The sequence below is a fragment of the Streptomyces sp. NPDC048644 genome (genome assembly GCF_043199105.1).
Lineage (GTDB): Bacteria > Actinomycetota > Actinomycetes > Streptomycetales > Streptomycetaceae > Streptomyces.
Map to the genome: position 1 here is coordinate 216,310 of NZ_JBICVO010000008.1, position 16,957 is coordinate 233,266.

The following is a 16,957-nucleotide window of genomic DNA, read 5'->3' on the forward strand; positions in this document are numbered from 1 at the left end:
CCACTGCGACATCCCCCCAGCGTCGCGGACCCGCCCCAGGCCGGGCCGCCCACCTCGTGACAGCGCGGAGGCGCACCCATGACTACCCCACCCCCGCCCGGGGCCCGCACGGAGGTAGATCCTCCCCCGATCGAGCCGTATACGTACGGCCTGCTGACGACCGCGCAGGTCATCACCGGCGACGGCCGGTGGCAGGCCGCCGGCGTCGAGTACCCCACGAACGCCTGCGCGCAGGGCGGCTACGTCCTCGGCTCCTGCCCGGTGCCCGCCGGGGACGGCGCCACCAGCCACGACAAGCCGATCACCGGCGCGCCAGAGTGGGTCGAGGGCTCCGGCCCGTTCACGGTGTACGCCCGCACCGAGTGCAACGCGGTCGGCTTCGCGGCGGCGTCAGAGACGGCGCTGGCGCGGCTGCGGATCGCCGAGGCACGCGAGGTCGAGCGGTTCTTCTCCTCGCAGGTGCTCGGCGCGAGCGATCCACGGTTGCCGGTCGGCTCCGGGCCGGTGCCACTGCTGGTGGCGCTCGGCGCGCTGGAACAGGACGCGGCCTTGTTCTACGCAGGGCAGCCGACGTTCCACCTGCCCCGGTGGGTGCAGCCATGGTTCACGCGGGATCGGCTCGTATCCCAGCAAGGACCGCTGCTTCGAACCGAGTTGGAGTCCCCGGTGGTCTTCGGCGGCGGGTACTACGACGTGCCGACAGCCCCTGCGGCCCCGGCCCCGGCGGCGGGGCAGTTCTGGCTGTACGCCACGGGCTCGGTGCGGGCTTTCCGGTCGGCGCCGTTCGCCCACGAGGCGTTCGACCCGCCGACCAACACCCGGATCGCCATCGCAGAGCGGACGTACGCCCTGGACCACGACTGCTACGTGGCCGCCGCGCTGGTGTCCGTCACTGATGCCGGGGGTGCCTGATGACGGCCTACTACCCCGAGGCAGACGAGACGCTGCACGCCCTCGTGCGGCGCGTCCTGCCCGGTCTGACTCCCGAGGTGAGGGCTCGGGTGCAGGTGGTGACGGGAGGTGAGCGTGCCGGGCTGGTGGTCCCCGGGTACGCCACCCCCGTCACCGTGACGCCCACCGCTCCACCGCCCAGCAGCGAACCGCCGGAACCCGCCGACGCCTTGCCCGCTGACATCCCGCCCGCCGGTCGCCGGCCGCGGCGTCGCACCGCCCCGAAGGAGAACTGATGGCCTGCCCCTCCCTGCTGCGCGGCGTGGTGCTGCGCGCAACCCGCCTGGACGCCTGCGGGCGCCCCGTCTACGGCGACTGCAACCAGGTCGTCAGCGATGGTTTCATCACCGTGTCGATGTCCGCCGAGACCGAAGAAGGCGAGGACATCTCGGTCACCAAGGCCAACGGGCAGACGTGCATCGCCGAATCCGGCTGCGAGCAGCTGTCGCACTACACCACGGAAATCGAGTTCTGCGAGGTCGACCCCGACCTCGTCCAGATCATGAACCCCAGCTTCGAGATCTACCGCGACTTCGACGGCAACCCCATCGGCTGGGACGACAGCGTCGAGCTGAAGTGCGACACCGGCTACGCCCTGGAGGTCTGGAGCAATGTCTACGCGGGGCAGGCCGACGCCTGCTCCGGCGCCGGGAGCCAGGGGCAGTGGGGTTACCTCCTGCTGCCGTGGGTCGTTGGCGGCGCCCCGGGTGACCTGGAGATCGGCAACGACGCCGTGAGCTTCACTTTCAACGGGCGCACGAAGGTCGGCTCCGGCTGGCGGAAGGGCCCGTACAACGTCCAGGCCGGGCCGGGCGGCATCCCGTCGCCGATGCTCAAGCCGATCGGTCCGAAGGTGCCCCGCCGCTTCTTCGTGACGACGATTCGACCGCCCGAGGCGGAGTGCGGCTGCCAGCCTGTGGACCGGCCGACGCCGGACCCGGCGGACCTGTACATCACGGGCATCGCCAACGAGGCACCGCGTACCGTCCGCTTCCGGGCGGACAACCACGGATTCGGGCCGCTGATGGTCGACTTCGGCGACGGCTCCCCCGCGCAGGAGGTGGCCGACGGTGCGTGGGTCACCCACGTCTACACCGGCGACGGCCAGTTCACCATCAAGGCGTGCGACAAGGAGACGCCGGTCATCTGCGCCGAGCGCCCGGTGACGATCCCGCTGCCGGCCGACGAGCCGACCCTCTCCCTGGAGACGAAGAACCCCTCCAACCCGTACGAGGTGACCGCCACAGTCGGAATGCCGTCACAGTCCGACGGCACAGCGCTCATTGACTGGGGCGATGGCACCGAGCCCGAGGAGATCGCCGCCGGGGACGACGGAACCGTGTCGGTGCTGCACGTCTACACCGTGCCGTCTGTCTACACCGTCATGGTGCGCCGCGGGGACATCGACACCTACCGCACCCGCGAGGCGATCCTCGTCCCGGGCCAGGGCGGCGGGGGCGACGTGCCGCAGGTGACCGCCGAGGCAGACCCGGCCGATGCGTCCGGCCGCACCGTGCTCCTCCACATCGACAACACCGGCGGCACGGTGCCCGCCCCGGGCCCCGAGGCGGATGCCGCCGTCGACCCGGCAGACCCGTCCGGCAAGACGGTGAAGGTCACCGTCGACAACACCACCACGGCCTGAGAGAGGTACGACCATGGCAGGACCCACCACGATCGACTGGGGCGACGGCAGCGCGCCGGAGGACGGGCCGGAGACGGGCGACGTCACCCACAAGTACGCGACCGACGGGCCGAAGACCATCAAGGTCTCCGACAAGGCTGACCCCACCAAGACCACGACGGTCGAAGTGACCATCCCGATCGGCGACGGCGGCGGCACCCCGACGGCCTCGGCGGTGGCGGACACCTCCGACCCGGCGGGCCGCACCGCGAAGCTCACATGGTCCGCGTTCCCGGAGGGGAATGTGTCGGTAACCTGGGGCGACGGCATCCCAGCTCAGACCGGCCAGCCCGCATCGGGAACGCTCACCCATGCCTATGCCGCCGAGGCCGTCGACGAGCAGACCATCACGGTCACCAGCGAGGCCGACGCCACGAAGAAGGCGACGGCCACGTTCACCCCGACCGCTCCGGCCCCGGAGCCGAGCGTCACCGCCGAGGCGGACGCCGGGGACGAGTCCGGGCGGACGGCCGCGATCACGCTGGCCGGTTTCCCGGCCGATGACGCCGTCTCTCTGGACTGGGGCGACGGGACCACCGCGGAGACCGTCCCGGCCGGGACGACGACCGCGAAGCACGCCTACGCGGCCGGAGTTGAGGGCGAGCAGACCATCACCGCCACCTCGGCGACGGACGCCACGAAGAAGGCGACCGCGGAGTTCACGCCGAAGGCCGCCGAGCCCGTACCCGAGCCGTCTGTGACTGCCGCTGCGGACGAGGGCGACGCCACCGGCCGCACGGTCGCCGTCACCCTCGCGGATTTCCCGGCTGACGGCGCGGTGAGCGTCGACTGGGGCGACGGATCCGCGGCGGAGGAGGTTCCCGCGGGGACGACCACGGCCACGCACGCGTACGCGGCTGAGGTGGAGGGCGAGCAGACGATCACGGCGACGTCGGCGAAGGACACGACCAAGAAGGCCACGGCGACGTTCACGCCGCAGCCTGCCGCCGCCGCGCCGTCGGTCACCGCCGAGCCTGACGCGGCGGACACGACCGGGCACACTGCCACCATCACGTTGGCCGGCTTCCCGGCCGACGCTGCGGTGAGCGTCGGTTGGGGCGACGGTACGGCCGCCGAGGAGATCGCGGCGGGGACGACCACCGGCAAGCACGCCTACGCCGCCGAGGTGACCACGGAGCAGACCATCACCGCAACGTCCGCCGGGGACGCGGCGAAGACCGCCACCGCGAAGTTCACCCCGGGCACCGCCGCAGCGCCGAGCACGGTGGCGCGCAAGAAGAAGTAGAGCCCGCAGACCGGGGGCCGCCGCGGCTGGGCGGCCCCCTCCTTCTTGGAGGTGTCGTGCCGGACGAGGTACTAGACGGGCCGTGCGGCCCGTGGCCGCTCGACACGTCGTGCTGCCCCGGGTGGCCGGAGGACCCGGCCGAGTGGTCGCCGGGGCAGCGGGCCGCGGCGGAGATTGCGACGGACGTGCTGTGGCGGCTGACGGCCGGGCGGTACGGGCTGTGCGAGGAGGTAGTCCGGCCGTGCCGCCGGGGGTGCGACGAGCCGTCGCCGACGGCGGGTACAGGGTCTCCTCTTCGGCCGGTGCTCGACGGCGGGCGCTGGTACAACCGGCCGTGCGACTGCGGCCCGTCGGGCTGCTCGTGCGTGCCGCTGTGCGTGATCGACCTGCCGGGCCCGGTGCACGAGGTGCTGGAAGTCCGGCAGGACGGACAGATCGTGGACGCGTCCGGATACGTCCTGCACCGGACACCGTCCGGCGGACGCCTCGTCCGGATAGATGGGGAGTGCTGGCCCGACTGTCAGCGGCTGGACCGTCCGGACACGGAGCCGGACACGCTGTCCGTCCGCTATCTGCGGGGCCTGGATGTGCCCGCGGCCGGCCGCCGTGCCGCCGGGCAGCTCGCGTGCGAGATTGACAGGTTGTGCCACGGGGCTCCGGGATCCTGTGCCCTGCCGACGGGCACGAAGAGCGTGACCCGCGAGGGCGTGACGTACGAGGTCGTGCCGCCGGGGTCGTGGCCGGAGACGCTGGAGGCGCATCTCCCGCAGGCATGGGCGTGGGTACAGCTCGTCAACCCGGCCCGCGTGCGGCAGTTCGGCGCGGTCTTCAGCCTCGACCTGCCGCCCGCTCCGCCCGCCAGCCGCTACCGGCCGGGGGTGGCGCCGTGACGACGCCGTCGGATGTGCTGCTGCCGCCGGATGCGGATCCGCGCCTCGGGCCGGTGCTCTCCGGGCTGACGGCCTGTCTGTGCGCCGTGCTGGCCGACGGCGGCCGGCCTGCGTGCGCCTGTTGCCTGGTGTGGGGCGCCTCCCCGCCTGCGCAGGATTTCTGCGCGTGCGACTGCGACGGCGGTCACGGCCAGGCGTGGGTTCGGGTCGTCCGGCAGGAGCCGGTGACGGCGAACCAGGATCGGCGGCGGCGCTGCCAGACGTGGCGGATGCAGACCGTCATTGAGCTGGGCGTGGCCCGGTGCGTCGCCGTGGTGGCGCCGGATGGGCAGTCGGCGCCGACATGCGAGCAGCGTGAGGCGGACGTCTGGGGGCTCGTGCTCGATCAGCGGCTGTTGCTGGAGGCGGCGGCGTGCTGTGACGCGCTGTCGGGGGTGCAGGTGTGGCCGGGGCCGGTGGCTCCGATGGGGCCGCAGGGCGGTTGTGCGGGTGTGACGGTGCAGATCACGGTGGAGGTGTAGCGGTGGCAGGGACAACAGCGATCGTCTGCGTGCTGCTCGGCGTGGCGGTGGTCGCGCTGGTGGCGGTGGTGGCGCGGGCCCGGGTGGAGATGGCCCGGATCCAGGCGCAGGCGGATAGGCGGAAGCGGTGAGCGTCCGCGTCACGACGGACCTCGACGAGGCGGCGCTGGCGCGGGTGATCGCGGGGGTCGTGGATGACGTGACCACGGAGGTGGCCAACGCCGCTCGCCGCCGCTGCCCCGTGGACGACGGCCAGTTGCGGGCGTCGATCCGGTCGGAGACCCGGCAGCGGGGCTCCGAGGTCGTCGGGGAGGTCTGGTCGAGCCTGGAGTACGCGGCGTACGTGCACGAGGGCACAGGGATCTACGGGCCGACGGGCCGACCGATCCGTCCGGTCCGGGCCCGGGTGCTGTCGTGGCAACCGCAGGGCGGGGGACGGGTGTTCGCGCGCGAGGTGCGTGGGCAGCGGCCTCAGCCGTTCCTCGCGGACGCTCTTGCCGAGGTGTCCCCGTGGCCGGTCGACCGGACCGTCCGGTATTGACCCCTACCGTGCCGGTGACCACCCACGCGACGGAAGGACCCCTCATGGCCACCGAGTTCGTCATCGACGGCGACGCCGGACACGACCCCGATGCGCTACCGCCCGTGCCCGTCCGTATCGACGGTGAGGTCTACGAGGCCCGCTGCCCCAAGGACAGTGTGGGCCTGCTGTTCGCCGACCTCGCGGGTGGCGCGGAGGACCCGGCGGAGCAACGGCGGATCGTGGAACAGATGCTGCGCATGGTCCTCGATGACGAGGACGCCGCGACGGTGATGGAGAAGGTGCTCGACATGGGCAACCGCCGCATCGGGATCGCGTACGTCACGGATCTCGTGCAGCGGATCGCCGAGCACTACGAGCCTCAGCTGCGCGCCCGCCGTGAGGAGATGGGGCTGGTGGAGCCCTCGGACAGGGACCAGCGGCGCACGGCGGCGAAGCCCGTCGCGAAGAAGGCCGCGGCGAAGGCGGTGCCCGCCCGCCGCCCGCGGGCGTGAGGTTCGGCCCTGCCACGCCGGGGCCGCTCGCCATCAGCATCGATGGCCAGCCCTACACCCTTACCGTCCCCACCGGCCACACCTTGGCCGGTATCGCCGCCGCCGGCCAATGGCCGCGCCTTGTCCCCGGCCTCCTCACTGACGAGGACCGCGCCGAAGTCGAGGCGCGCCTCCGCGATCCCACTGACCTGCTCGGGCTGTTCGCCTGCTGGCGCGTCGTTCTCGGCCTGGCGCCGGAGCTGTACGGGGTGGAGTGGTGGGCGGCGCAGCGGCTTTGCGGGCTGGCGCAGGAGCGGTGGCGGGACTGGTCGGCGTGGTGTGTCCGCCGCGGCCTCGACACCGACACGGCATCAGGGCACCGGCTCGTGTCGTCGGTGTGGGCGTGGATCGTCGATGGCCTCCAAGAGGAGACAGACCTCGCGCGGGCCGAGCGCGACATTTTCGATCCGCCGCCGGAGCTGCGCCGTACTCGCACCGTCGTCCCGCGTGGATTCTCCGAGGCTGAGCTGGCGGAGCAGGCGCGGCAGCTCGCGGCCTACGCCTCCGACGACGGCTGACCTCCTCGTACGCGCCTCTATCCTCGTCGCGTAGCCGCTGGCTGGTGGGCCGGGCATGCACCCCGAGATACCGGGGTGCTGTGCATGCCCGGAGGTGCCAGCCGTGCCGCAGGTCGGCCGTACCTCCGTCCAGATCACCGCCGACACCGCTGCCTACGCCGCCGAGCTGCGCGCCGACCTTGCGCGCGCCGGCCGTGACGGCGGGCAGGCCCTCGACGATGCCCTCCAGCGATCACTCCGCACCACTGGCGTACGAGCAGGGCGGCAGATCGCACGTGACCTCCAGCGGGCTCTGCGCCGCGTCACCGCCGAGGTCCGCATCACGCCGGACATGGCCCGGTTCGAAGCTCAGCTCCGGCGCAGCCTGCGTGGGCTACGGGCCTCGGTGTCCGTCACGCCGGACACCGGTCAGTTCGCCGCGCAGCTGCGCCGGGACCTACGGGCCCTGGAGGCGGTGTCAGTCCGCGTCGAGCCGGACATGGCCCGGTTCGCCGCCGAGGTGCAGCGTGCCGCGCGGTCGATGCCGCCGGTGCAAGTGCGTGTCGTGCCGGACGCCGCTGGATTCCGCCAGGCCCTGGCTGGTGAGGTACGCGGCCTGCCGCCCGTGACGGTACGAGTGACCCCGGATGCAAGCCGGTTCCAGGCGGCGCTCCGGCGAGAGCTTCGGCGCCTCGCGGCGACGGTGCGGGTCAGTCCGGACACGGCCCGGTTCCGCGCCGAGCTGGCTCGGGCTATGCGGGGCATGACGGCGCAGGTGCGCGTGACTCCCGACGCCAGGCGCATGCGGGCCCAGATCGCTCGCGCGCTCCGTGGAGCTACGGCACAGGTCCGGGTAGAGCCGAACACACAGCGGCTCCAGCGGGACATCCAGCGCGCCGTGCGGCGCGTCGTCGTCATCATCCGTGTCCGGCCCGACGTTGCACGGCTGCGGGCCGATCTGGCGCGGCTGCGGTTGACGCCGCTCACGGTTCCTGTCCGGGCGGATGGCAGTGGGTTGCGGGGCCTGGGCGGCGGCTCGGACGGGCTGAGCCAGCTGGGATCCAGCGCGGCGTCGGCGGAGGGCGGTCTGCTCTCCCTGGGACGCGTACTCGTAGCGCTCGCCCCGAGCGTGGCGGCATTCACCAGTCAGCTCCTGCCGGCCGTCGGGGTCCTGGCGGCGACGCCGACGACGCTCCTCGGTGCCGTCGCCGCATTCGCCTCGTTGCGGGTCGCGTTGAGCGGTGTCGGCGACGCGTTCGGTGCCGCTCTCGGCGACGACGCGCAGGCGTTCAGCGAGGCGCTGGAAGACCTCTCGCCGCGGGCTCAGGCCGTCGCACGTGAACTCCACGCCCTACAGCCCGCGGTAGAGCAGCTGAAGAGGTCGGTGCAGGACGCCTTCTTCGGGCAGCTCGCCGGGGACATCACCAAGACGGCCGCGGCGCTGAGTCCGCTGCGGTCGGCCATGGCCGGGGTAGCTGCGGGGTGGGGGCGGATCGCCTCGGCATCGTTGGCGGCTGTACGGGCGCAGGGCTCTGTAGCTGCCCTGGGGAACGTGTTCGCGGCCGTGCGGAGCATGCTCAACGCCCTGGCTCCGGCGGTGCAGCGGCTCCTCCAGGGATTCATCGCGATGGGCGGAGCCGTCGCGCAGGCTTTCGGCGGCCGGGCAGCGGCGGCGATGGCGAACCTCACGGCGCGCCTCGGCGACTTCATGGCTCGGGCGGCGCAGTCGGGGCAGGCGGTGACCTGGGTCTCAGGCGCCATCACGGTATTCCGTCAGCTCGGTGCCGTTCTCGCGCCGCTCGGCGGCATCGTCTCCGATGTCTTCGGAGCCCTGGCGGCCGGCGGTGGTGGCGTACTGGGGGCGCTCGGGCCGGCGCTTCAGAGCTTGCGGGCGCTGATCCAGCCGCTGCTACCGGTGATCACGCAGATCGCCCAGCTCATCCAGACCGTGTTGGGCACTGCGATTCAGGTTCTGACGGCAGCTCTCCGGCCACTGATCGCCGCGCTGTCAGGCAGCCTTCAGCAGATCCTGCCGGTCATCTCGCGAGCGTTCACGCAGCTCGGCGCCGCGCTCCGACCGGTTGCCCGGCAGCTTGGGCAGACGCTGGGCACCGCGATCCGTGCGCTTGTGCCCGTGATGACCGCGCTGGCCCCCGTGTTGGCGAACGTTGGCAGGCTCTTCGGGGCGGTCCTCGGCGCTGCCCTCAAGATCGTGACGCCGCTGCTTCGCCCACTCGGGCAGATCATCACCAGCGTCCTCAACGCGATCAACCCGCTGATCCCGGTACTGACGCAGTTCGCGAACATGCTGGGCACTCAACTGGGGCGGATCGTCAGCGGATTGGTGCCGGTGTTCAAGGCGCTGGCTGGCGTGGTTGTGCAGGTGATGAATGCGCTGGTCCCGCTGGTGAATCAGGCGTTGAAGGCACTGATGCCGGTACTGCCGCCGATCATCGACGGGTTCCAGCAGATGGTCGCCGCGCTCGTGCCGGTGATCCCGCCGATCGGGGACCTGCTGGTCAGTGTGGCTCCCCTGCTTTCCATGCTGATCCAACTCGTCGCGCCTGTTCTGCGGGTGGCTGCGGCGTTTGCAGGGTGGGCCCAGATCAACATCGTGGTGCCGATCGTGGCGAAGATCGTGGGCGTCATCGCCGGCGTGATCGGGGCGCTCGCCACTTTCGAGCAGACCGTGGTTTCGCTACCTGGCCGCATCATTTCCGCGCTGGGGAGCCTCGGCTCGACGGTCGGGAGCTTCTTCTCGGGCCTGTGGCAGTCGATTACCTCCGGGGTGTCGTCCGCGGTGTCCTCCGTGGTGGGCTTCTTCAGCGCCTTGCCGGGCCGGATCGTCTCCGCGATCCAGGCATTGCCAGGGGTGCTGTACGACGCGTTCACGTCAGCCGTCGCTGGTCTGGGGATCGTCGTCCTGACCGCCCTGGCTGGCGTCATCTATGCGTTCACGGAGCTACCCGGGAAGATCGTCTCAGCGTTGGGAAGCCTGGGCAGCACGATCGGCTCGTTCTTCAGCAGCGCGTTCTCTTCGGCGATGTCCGCCATCAGGTCGTTCATCTCCTCCGCCATCAGCTTCTTCGCCGCGCTTCCTGGCCGGATCGGGTCCGTCCTGGCCGCGCTGCCCGGTCGTGTCGCTGCGATGTTCCGTTCGGCCGGCTCCTCCGCCCTGGGCGCTGCGCGGTCCCTGGGGTCCTCGGTGGTCAGTTTCTTCGCTGCGCTGCCGGGGCGAATCGGATCGGCTCTGTCGTCAGTCGGGTCACGGATCGCGAGCGTCTTCAGCCGGGCGTGGGCCGCGGTGCGTTCGGCGGTTGGCGGGCTCATCTCCGGTATCGCCTCCCTCTTCACGTCGCTGCCGGGACGGATCGCCAACGCGCTCGGGAACATCGGCAGCACGATCGTCAACAAGATCAAGTCCGGTTTGCCGAGCGCGGTCCGCGATCTCCTTCCCTTCGCGAACGGCGGCATCGTCCACATGGCCACCCCTGCGCTCATCGGCGAGGCCGGGCCCGAGGTCGTCATCCCCCTCACCCGCCCCCGGCGCGCCGCCGAACTCGCCCAGCAGTCCGGCCTCCTGGACCTCCTTGCGCGGCAGGGCGCCGGCGGCGGCACGCAGATCACGAACAACTTCACCATCAACAGCCGGATGTCCGATCCGATGGTGCTCGCGCAGCACCTCCAGGGGCAGATCGCCCGAGCGGCGGGGGTGTAGCAGGTGCTCGCGGACTACATGGACCTCGCGGGGACGGAGATCGTCAACTCCGCCCGCGCCGCGGTGTATGCGCGGGCGCGCGGTGTGCCGGTGCGGTGCGATCCGTGCCCGGACATCGCAGCGGCGGTCGGCGACATGCCGTACCTCGACCCGGTGACGGACGAGGCGCCGTGGTACGACGCCGCGGTCCCGGAGTCCACCGGCCTCCTCGGTGTCCTCGGGCTGTCCGTCGCCGGGTTCGACTCTTCGCCGATCAGCCGTGAGCCGACTCAGCTCATCGGCGACGGCGCGGCGCTCGGCCCGATGCGCCGCCAGCACCGGGAGATCGCCTACACCGTGCTGCTCATCGCCGCAGAGGAGTGCGCGCTGTCGTACGGCCTGGAGTGGCTGTCGTCCGCCCTCCAGGGCGCCGCCTGCGGGACGGGGGCGTGCAGCGGGGACGAAATGTGCCTCTTCTCGTGCTGCCCGGTCGACGGGGACCGCGAGTTGCGGCACCTCTACGACGTTGGCCTCCTGGACGGCCCGCAGGTCACCGAAACCCAGTACCTCGCGGGCGGTTCGGTGCTCGCGACCGTCACCTTCAGCCTTGCCGCCGGTACGCCGTGGATCTACCGCGAGCCGCTGGTCACGCGGTCGGATGGCTGGGTGTCGCTCGGCAGCGGCGAGATCGTGCCGAACTTCGATCCGGATCAGGTCTACGAGCAGTGCCTCACGCCGCGGCCGTGCCTGGACGACCCGCTGTGCCCGCCGCCGGCACTCCCGCCTCGGCCGCCGGCCCCGGTGAGTCCCTGCTACCCCACGGGGTTGAGCGACTTCCGGCGGACGCGGATTCAGGTGTCGCCGCTGGAGCAGCCGAGCTGGCTGGAGACGGTGCCGGTCCTGGAAGTGCAGACCGGCTCCACGGAGATGCGCCGGCTCGTCGTCCGGTTCTGGGCCAACCCGCAGAACAACCCGTGTGGGGACTTCAACGACCCCTGCAACGCCTGCACCGACGTGAACATCAGCTACTTGCCGCGCGGTTCCTCGCTGACCGTGGACGGCCGAGTTCAGCGGTCCGTCGTGGAATGCCCCCAGGAGCCGATCGGCACGTCGACGGCCACGCCCACGGTCTACGGGCCGCAGGGGTCCGTCTTCCAGTACCCGACGTTCGGATGCCCCACGGGGCTCTGCATCGAGGTGTGGTCCCGGCTGGAGCACACCGCGTCGGACGCTCGTGCCCGGGTGCTGCTGGTGCCTCGATCGGACATGGGGTGACGCATGCCTGAGATCCGCCTGGACGCCGAGGTCGGCCCTGGCTACGTCACGCTCACCGCCCTCACGCCGTCGTCGCCCAGCGTCATCTCCTGGTCCATCACCCGCCACGCGGGCGGCGTCGACGTAGTGCTGTTCTCGGGCGTGCAGGGCTCGCTGACCGGCGAGGACGTCTTCACCGACACGGCGCTGCCGTCCTGCACCGATGTGGTCTACGAGTACGTCATCACGCGGACCGACAGCCTCACCGAGGAGACGACGGCCGGGCCGGTGCAGTACATGCCGCCGGAGGGCTGCAACCCGCCCACCACCGGCGCGGTCGCGGGCGGCTCCCGGGAGCTGGGGTGCCCGGAGCGGTACACCGCGGCGATCCACTGGCGCGGCGGCGCGCGGCCGGTGCCGGGTATCGCCGCGCTGGATCGGCTGACGACGTGCACGTGGAGTCGCACCCTGCGCGATACGTCGGACGCCCAAATCGTCGTGTCCAAGGCGGACTTGCAGGGCTGCTGCGATGCCCTCGGACTGGTGGAGCCGTGGGTCCACGAGCTGACGATCTACCGGGACGGCGACCTCGTCTGGCAGGGCCCGATCAGCAAGATCACCGAGCGGCGAGGCGCCGTCACCATCGACGCGCAGGACGTGGCCGCATGGCTCGATCGGCTCGTGAATACGTGGCGCATCCGGTACGTAGACGCCCAGCCGGATGCCGCCGGGCGCAAGCGGGCGCCGGTGACGTACATCGCGTGGAACATCTTGCGGCTCAACATGGTGGAGTCGAGCCTGAGCACGCCGCCGGACTACGCCGGGCTGATGGACTGCGTCGTACGACGCGATCCGTCCCAGGTGGTGAAGTTCGAGAAGGACGGCACGCACAACAAGGCGATCTGGACGGCGTACGTCGGCGACATCTGGCGAGAGCTGGCGAAGCGCGGGCTCACCTGGACCGCGGTGGGCCGGTCCCTGCTGCTGCGCATGTCGCCCACCAGCAGCACGCGCGCCGTCGCGCGCCTCACTCTGGACGATGTCCTCGGTGACGTCGAGCTGATCAAGGACGGCTCCGCGGCAGCCACCTATGCGTTCGCCACCAGCCAGCAGGACCAGGACATCGAGGACGGCCTCACCGTGGGCACGGGCCGCACCGGCACGGCGTACGGACGGCTCGACACCCTCGTCAAGGTCCAGGGCCAGGACACCGATGCGGCGGACCTGCGGCAGGCCGCTCGGCAAGCTCTGGCCGGCCGGTACCCGGCACCCATCGCGATCAGCGTGCCGGACGGCAGCCAGCTCTCCCCCCGCGCGCCGATCCGCATCGAGGAACTGGTACCGGGCGAGCGCATCGACGTGGTGACGGACACCTACTGCACGCCTGTCGCCCAGGGATTCGCCCTCACGGACGTGGAGGGCTCGTGGTCCGAGGGCGGCGAGAAGATCGCGATCACCCTCGTGCCGCTCGCCGACATCGACGAGGAGGTCGGGCAATGAGCATCACGGCGCCGGGGCAGCGAGCGGGGCAGCGCGCGATGCGCGCGGCTGTCGCCTCTCAACGCGCCCTCGGCCGGGCCGCGGCCGACGGCTCGGGGATGTCCGGCGAGCTGATCTTCAACGTCCGAGGCCAGTGGTACCGGCAGTTCGTAGACGAGTCCGGCCAGGAGCACCGGGAGCCCATCCCGGCGCCCGGGACCTGAAGGAGAGAGAACCATGGCGAGATGCGGATGCTCGGGCAGCTGCTCGTGCGTCGTGCGCGGCGCGGCCCCGATCACGGTGACCGGCAACGGCTCCGTACAGCAGCCGTACTTGATCAGCCTCGGGCAGGACGGGCAAACCGGCTGCGAGGCGATCACCGCGTGCGTGGCGCAGAACCTCGGGCCGGGTCTGACGTACGACAAGGGCACCGGGAAGATCCAGGCGAAGCTGTCGCGGGACGCGGGTCAGACGCTGCGGTTCGGCTCCGACGGCGGCCTCCTCGACACCGCGGGCGGCGCGCCGTCCCCGGAGTCGTGCGGGCGGACCATCGACTCGCTGCCGGCCGCGCCGGACGTGATCGGGGCGTACGCGCTCGCGGGGCTGCACAACCCGTACTCGTCGCCGTACGGGGTCGACTACTGCGTCGCCCACCAGGTCGACATCATCGGCATGTCGGTCGCCACGACGGCCGACGACGTGGGCGTGGTGGCGGACTACGACGACTGCAAGATCACCGACGGCAGGTCGTCGATCTACGTCACGCAGGACATCCGGCAGTTGTCCGCGGGCACCGTCGCCAGCACGTACAACTACGCGGGCGACGTGAACGATCCGATCAGCTACCAGCGTCCGCAGGGCGCGCCGCGCAGCGACCGGCGGGGCGGGTGGTACGGGTGGCTGGCGCAGCGGTACCACCAGCCGCTGCTGACCGACATGCTGCGGCGCATCGGCGGGAAGTCGGTCGCGATGTTGCAGTGCCATCCGTCGGATACGGCGGAGGTGTCGGAGGCCGTGAACATCCGCGGGGCGATCCGGGCCGTCCTCCAGGAGTGCGCGCAGCCGTGGGCGATCATCGCGGTGCGCGAGCTGGAGTCCGCGACGACGGTGACGCATGCAGGGATCACCACGTGCATCGTGCCGCCCCTCGCGACGACGTACGCCTCCAAGACGGTGCCGATCCCGGCGGCCGACGTAGTGGCCTCGGGGGCGACGTGGGTCATCCTCGACGACCTGTACCACAACAGCGTCTTCAAGGCGTACAAGGACGTTGGACTGCAAGTCCTGATGTGGGGCAACAGCCGACAGGGCTGGAAGGCGCGCGCTGCGTCGCTGGGGCTCCGGGGCATGTACGTCCTCGACCCGGTCTACTGCCGGGGCCCGCAGGAGGGCGGCTACGACTACCGCGCCGAGTACGACCCATGGGAGCACCGCCGCATGGGCACCGGCCAATTGACATACCGCACGGACCACCGTGATGTGCTCTCCACCGGCGGGTACGTTCGCGGCCGTACGGATGCCGCGGAGCAGGGGCTGATCCTGCCCGCCAACTTCGGCGATGGGCAAGGTCGGCCGTCGGTCCTCGTCGGTTGGCTGTGCCCACTGAAGGACCCCACGGACTACACGATCACGTGGGCGATGCGCTGGAATTCGCTTCCCGGTGCGGGTGCGCAGGCCGCGAAGATGGGCCTGCTGTTTGGTGCGGAGACAGACCTCGACCCGTACGCGTGGGCGCAGAACAACGCCGAGTTGAACCCTCTCAAGTACCCCGTGGGCCCGCAAACGATGTATCGGGCGTACCAGCGGACCACCGGGGAGATCGGTCTGGCGAAATGGCCTTCCGCGACCGACCCGGTCGAGTACCTGGCCACGAAGTCGACGCCGGCCATCGCCGCGAACGTGTGGAACGACTACGAACTCCGGGTCCAACCGGACAAGATCACGTTCACGCGGATCACGGCGGACGGCACCCGCCACACCGTCACCACCGCCGACACCCAGTACCGCGGGAGCTTCTTCTTCCTGGAGAAGGAGGAGAGCTTCGCCGGGGAGCCCGCACATCCCTTCGCAGCCCAGGTCAAGAACATGTCGTCGCGCGTGGGCGGCTGACCCCGCCCCTTCTTCAGGAGTTCCGCATGTCCAACCCGTTGTCCGCTGACCGTTTCCTCGCCGCCCTCCGCAGTGAGGGGGTGACCGTCGTCGAGGAGGGCAACTGGCGCACCCACAACCGCAAGGGTGCGTGGGGCCCAGTGCGCGGCGTGATGATCCACCACACCGTCACCTCCGGTACAGCCCGCACCGTGCAGATAGTGCGCGATGGGCACAGCGCCCTCCCGGGCCCGCTGGCCCACGGCGTGATCGCCAAGGACGGCCGCGTTCACCTCGTCGGCTACGGCCGCGCCAACCATGCCGGCCTCGGCGATGGCGACGTCCTCGCCGCCGTGATTGCCGAACGGAAGCTGCCGCACGACGACGAGGCGAACACCGACGGCAACCGCGTCTTCTACGGGTTCGAGTGCGAAAACCTCGGGGACGGCAAGGACCCGTGGCCTGAAGCTCAACTGGCCGCGATCGAGAAGGTGTCGGCGGCCATCTGCCGCGCGCACGGCTGGGGCGCCCGGTCCGTCCTAGGTCACCTGGAGTGGCAGCCCGGGAAGGTCGATCCGCGCGGCTTCACCATGGACGCGATGCGCGCCCGGATCGCCGCACGCCTCGGGCACACCGCGCCGACCTCACCGCCGGCGCCTTCCCGGCCGTCCGTCTCCCTGTCCCGGCTCGTGGCCGCGGCGCGGTCGGACCCGGCGCGGTCGGGCGCGCCGGTCACGTACGGCGGGGTGCGGACGGTGGAGGCCGCGCTCGTCGATGCCGGCCTCCTCGCGAAGCGTCGCCTTGACGGGCACTTCGGCAGCGACACCGTCGCCGCCTACGCCGCGTGGCAGCGGCGCCTCGGGTACGCCGGCCGTGACGCGGACGGCATCCCCGGCAGGGCCAGTCTCGCCCAACTCGGGGCGAAGCACGGATTCGACGTGAAGGGCTAACACCATGACTGAGCTGGCATTTTGGGGCGCGACCTTCGAACGCATCGTCCGCACCTTCGCCCAGGCCCTGCTGGCGATCCTCGGCGCCAACGAGGTCGGCATCCTGGACGCCCCGTGGGTCGACGCGCTGTCCACCGCGGGGATGGCCGCGGTCCTGGCGCTGCTGACCGCGGTGGCGACCTCGGGCACCGGCACCGGTGGCGGCCCCGGCATCACGGAGACCGTGCGGGGGCCGCGCACGGCGGTCCGCGAGTGACGCCCCAGCAGGAGCCGCAGGCGGCCGTCGCGGTAGAACTCGCGCAGTTGCGCGGGGAGATCGCGACGGGGCTCGCGGAGATCAAAGGGTCGCTCGCCGTCATGGCATCTCGGTCGGAACGTACGGAGCGGGACGTCACGGCCTTGCGGACGGACACGGAGACGGAGCTGGCCGAACTGCGGGCCACGGTGGAAGTTTTACAGCGAGGGCGGTGGCCGCTTCCAGCCGTAGGGGCTCTGACGGGACTTGCCGCGCTGCTGCTGACCGCGTACGAGATCGCCGCGCGCTGAACCGCAGGATGCCGTGAATCGTCCGGTCGAGGCCGGATGCGCCAACTACCAAGACGGCCCCCGCATATTGCGGGGGCCGT

At 71.3% G+C, this 16,957-nt stretch carries 18 protein-coding genes; all 18 read left to right on the forward strand.

The features are described from left to right. Positions 1-78 precede the first annotated feature (78 nt). The 18 genes from ACGFNI_RS20200 (at position 79) to ACGFNI_RS20285 (ending at position 16,877) form a co-directional block, all read left to right on the forward strand. The gene (locus ACGFNI_RS20200) at positions 79-912 is read left to right on the forward strand and encodes a hypothetical protein (RefSeq protein ID WP_393685547.1); all 834 of its coding nucleotides are present in this window, start codon (positions 79-81) and stop codon (positions 910-912) included. After that, a complete protein-coding gene (locus ACGFNI_RS20205) occupies positions 912-1,187 on the forward strand; it encodes a hypothetical protein (protein ID WP_393685549.1) in 276 nt (91 codons plus the stop codon). The genes ACGFNI_RS20200 and ACGFNI_RS20205 overlap by 1 nt, the downstream gene beginning before the upstream one ends. Beyond that, positions 1,187-2,596, forward strand: a complete 1,410-nt coding sequence (locus ACGFNI_RS20210; RefSeq protein ID WP_393685551.1) for a hypothetical protein — start codon at positions 1,187-1,189, stop codon at positions 2,594-2,596. Before ACGFNI_RS20205 ends, ACGFNI_RS20210 begins: the two co-directional genes overlap by 1 nt. A gap of 13 nt (positions 2,597-2,609) precedes the next feature. Beyond that, on the forward strand, positions 2,610-3,881 hold the full coding sequence (locus ACGFNI_RS20215; protein ID WP_393685553.1) for a hypothetical protein: 1,272 nt from the start codon (positions 2,610-2,612) through the stop codon (positions 3,879-3,881). Between the two features lie 302 nt (positions 3,882-4,183). Then, positions 4,184-4,771 carry a hypothetical protein gene (locus ACGFNI_RS20220; protein WP_393685555.1) on the forward strand — a complete coding sequence of 196 codons (588 nt, stop codon included), beginning with the start codon at positions 4,184-4,186 and terminating at the stop codon, positions 4,769-4,771. Beyond that, positions 4,768-5,292: a hypothetical protein gene (locus ACGFNI_RS20225; RefSeq protein ID WP_393685557.1), complete on the forward strand. Its 525-nt coding sequence runs from the start codon at positions 4,768-4,770 to the stop codon at positions 5,290-5,292. The genes ACGFNI_RS20220 and ACGFNI_RS20225 overlap by 4 nt, the downstream gene beginning before the upstream one ends. A gap of 2 nt (positions 5,293-5,294) precedes the next feature. Next, a complete protein-coding gene (locus ACGFNI_RS20230) occupies positions 5,295-5,423 on the forward strand; it encodes a hypothetical protein (protein WP_393685559.1) in 129 nt (42 codons plus the stop codon). Beyond that, entirely contained in the window at positions 5,420-5,833 is a 414-nt protein-coding gene (locus tag ACGFNI_RS20235) for an HK97 gp10 family phage protein (protein WP_393685560.1), read from the forward strand. The genes ACGFNI_RS20230 and ACGFNI_RS20235 overlap by 4 nt, the downstream gene beginning before the upstream one ends. Positions 5,834-5,877: 44 nt before the next feature. After that, the gene (locus ACGFNI_RS20240) at positions 5,878-6,327 is read left to right on the forward strand and encodes a hypothetical protein (protein WP_393685562.1); all 450 of its coding nucleotides are present in this window, start codon (positions 5,878-5,880) and stop codon (positions 6,325-6,327) included. Beyond that, on the forward strand, positions 6,324-6,884 hold the full coding sequence (locus ACGFNI_RS20245; protein ID WP_393685564.1) for a hypothetical protein: 561 nt from the start codon (positions 6,324-6,326) through the stop codon (positions 6,882-6,884). Before ACGFNI_RS20240 ends, ACGFNI_RS20245 begins: the two co-directional genes overlap by 4 nt. Positions 6,885-6,987: 103 nt before the next feature. Further along, positions 6,988-10,581 (forward strand): hypothetical protein, encoded by a 3,594-nt coding sequence (locus ACGFNI_RS20250; protein WP_393685566.1) that lies wholly within the window; start codon positions 6,988-6,990, stop codon positions 10,579-10,581. 3 nt (positions 10,582-10,584) lie between these two features. Further along, complete coding sequence (locus ACGFNI_RS20255) at positions 10,585-11,835, forward strand: hypothetical protein (RefSeq protein ID WP_393685567.1); 1,251 nt, start codon at positions 10,585-10,587, stop codon at positions 11,833-11,835. Positions 11,836-11,838: 3 nt separating this feature from the next. Beyond that, positions 11,839-13,314 carry a hypothetical protein gene (locus tag ACGFNI_RS20260; RefSeq protein ID WP_393685569.1) on the forward strand — a complete coding sequence of 492 codons (1,476 nt, stop codon included), beginning with the start codon at positions 11,839-11,841 and terminating at the stop codon, positions 13,312-13,314. After that, on the forward strand, positions 13,311-13,517 hold the full coding sequence (locus ACGFNI_RS20265) for a hypothetical protein (RefSeq protein ID WP_393685571.1): 207 nt from the start codon (positions 13,311-13,313) through the stop codon (positions 13,515-13,517). The genes ACGFNI_RS20260 and ACGFNI_RS20265 overlap by 4 nt, the downstream gene beginning before the upstream one ends. A 13-nt stretch (positions 13,518-13,530) precedes the next feature. Continuing rightward, positions 13,531-15,402, forward strand: coding sequence for a hypothetical protein (locus ACGFNI_RS20270; protein ID WP_393685573.1), 1,872 nt, complete (start codon positions 13,531-13,533; stop codon positions 15,400-15,402). 26 nt (positions 15,403-15,428) lie between these two features. Next, on the forward strand, positions 15,429-16,331 hold the full coding sequence (locus ACGFNI_RS20275) for an N-acetylmuramoyl-L-alanine amidase (protein ID WP_393685575.1): 903 nt from the start codon (positions 15,429-15,431) through the stop codon (positions 16,329-16,331). Positions 16,332-16,335: 4 nt separating this feature from the next. Further along, entirely contained in the window at positions 16,336-16,587 is a 252-nt protein-coding gene (locus ACGFNI_RS20280; RefSeq protein WP_393685577.1) for a holin, read from the forward strand. After that, the gene (locus ACGFNI_RS20285) at positions 16,584-16,877 is read left to right on the forward strand and encodes a hypothetical protein (protein WP_393685578.1); all 294 of its coding nucleotides are present in this window, start codon (positions 16,584-16,586) and stop codon (positions 16,875-16,877) included. The genes ACGFNI_RS20280 and ACGFNI_RS20285 overlap by 4 nt, the downstream gene beginning before the upstream one ends. The last annotated feature ends 80 nt before the right edge of the window (positions 16,878-16,957 follow it).

Bases quoted from the DNA above. Each gene is read 5' to 3' on its own strand.
- ACGFNI_RS20200 (WP_393685547.1), top strand. From the start codon at position 79: ATGACTACCCCACCCCCGCCCGGGGCCCGCACGGAGGTAGATCCTCCC.
- ACGFNI_RS20205 (WP_393685549.1), top strand. From the start codon at position 912: ATGACGGCCTACTACCCCGAGGCAGACGAGACGCTGCACGCCCTCGTG.
- ACGFNI_RS20210 (WP_393685551.1), top strand. From the start codon at position 1,187: ATGGCCTGCCCCTCCCTGCTGCGCGGCGTGGTGCTGCGCGCAACCCGC.
- ACGFNI_RS20215 (WP_393685553.1), top strand. From the start codon at position 2,610: ATGGCAGGACCCACCACGATCGACTGGGGCGACGGCAGCGCGCCGGAG.
- ACGFNI_RS20240 (WP_393685562.1), top strand. From the start codon at position 5,878: ATGGCCACCGAGTTCGTCATCGACGGCGACGCCGGACACGACCCCGAT.
- ACGFNI_RS20260 (WP_393685569.1), top strand. From the start codon at position 11,839: ATGCCTGAGATCCGCCTGGACGCCGAGGTCGGCCCTGGCTACGTCACG.
- ACGFNI_RS20265 (WP_393685571.1), top strand. From the start codon at position 13,311: ATGAGCATCACGGCGCCGGGGCAGCGAGCGGGGCAGCGCGCGATGCGC.
- ACGFNI_RS20270 (WP_393685573.1), top strand. From the start codon at position 13,531: ATGGCGAGATGCGGATGCTCGGGCAGCTGCTCGTGCGTCGTGCGCGGC.
- ACGFNI_RS20275 (WP_393685575.1), top strand. From the start codon at position 15,429: ATGTCCAACCCGTTGTCCGCTGACCGTTTCCTCGCCGCCCTCCGCAGT.
- ACGFNI_RS20280 (WP_393685577.1), top strand. From the start codon at position 16,336: ATGACTGAGCTGGCATTTTGGGGCGCGACCTTCGAACGCATCGTCCGC.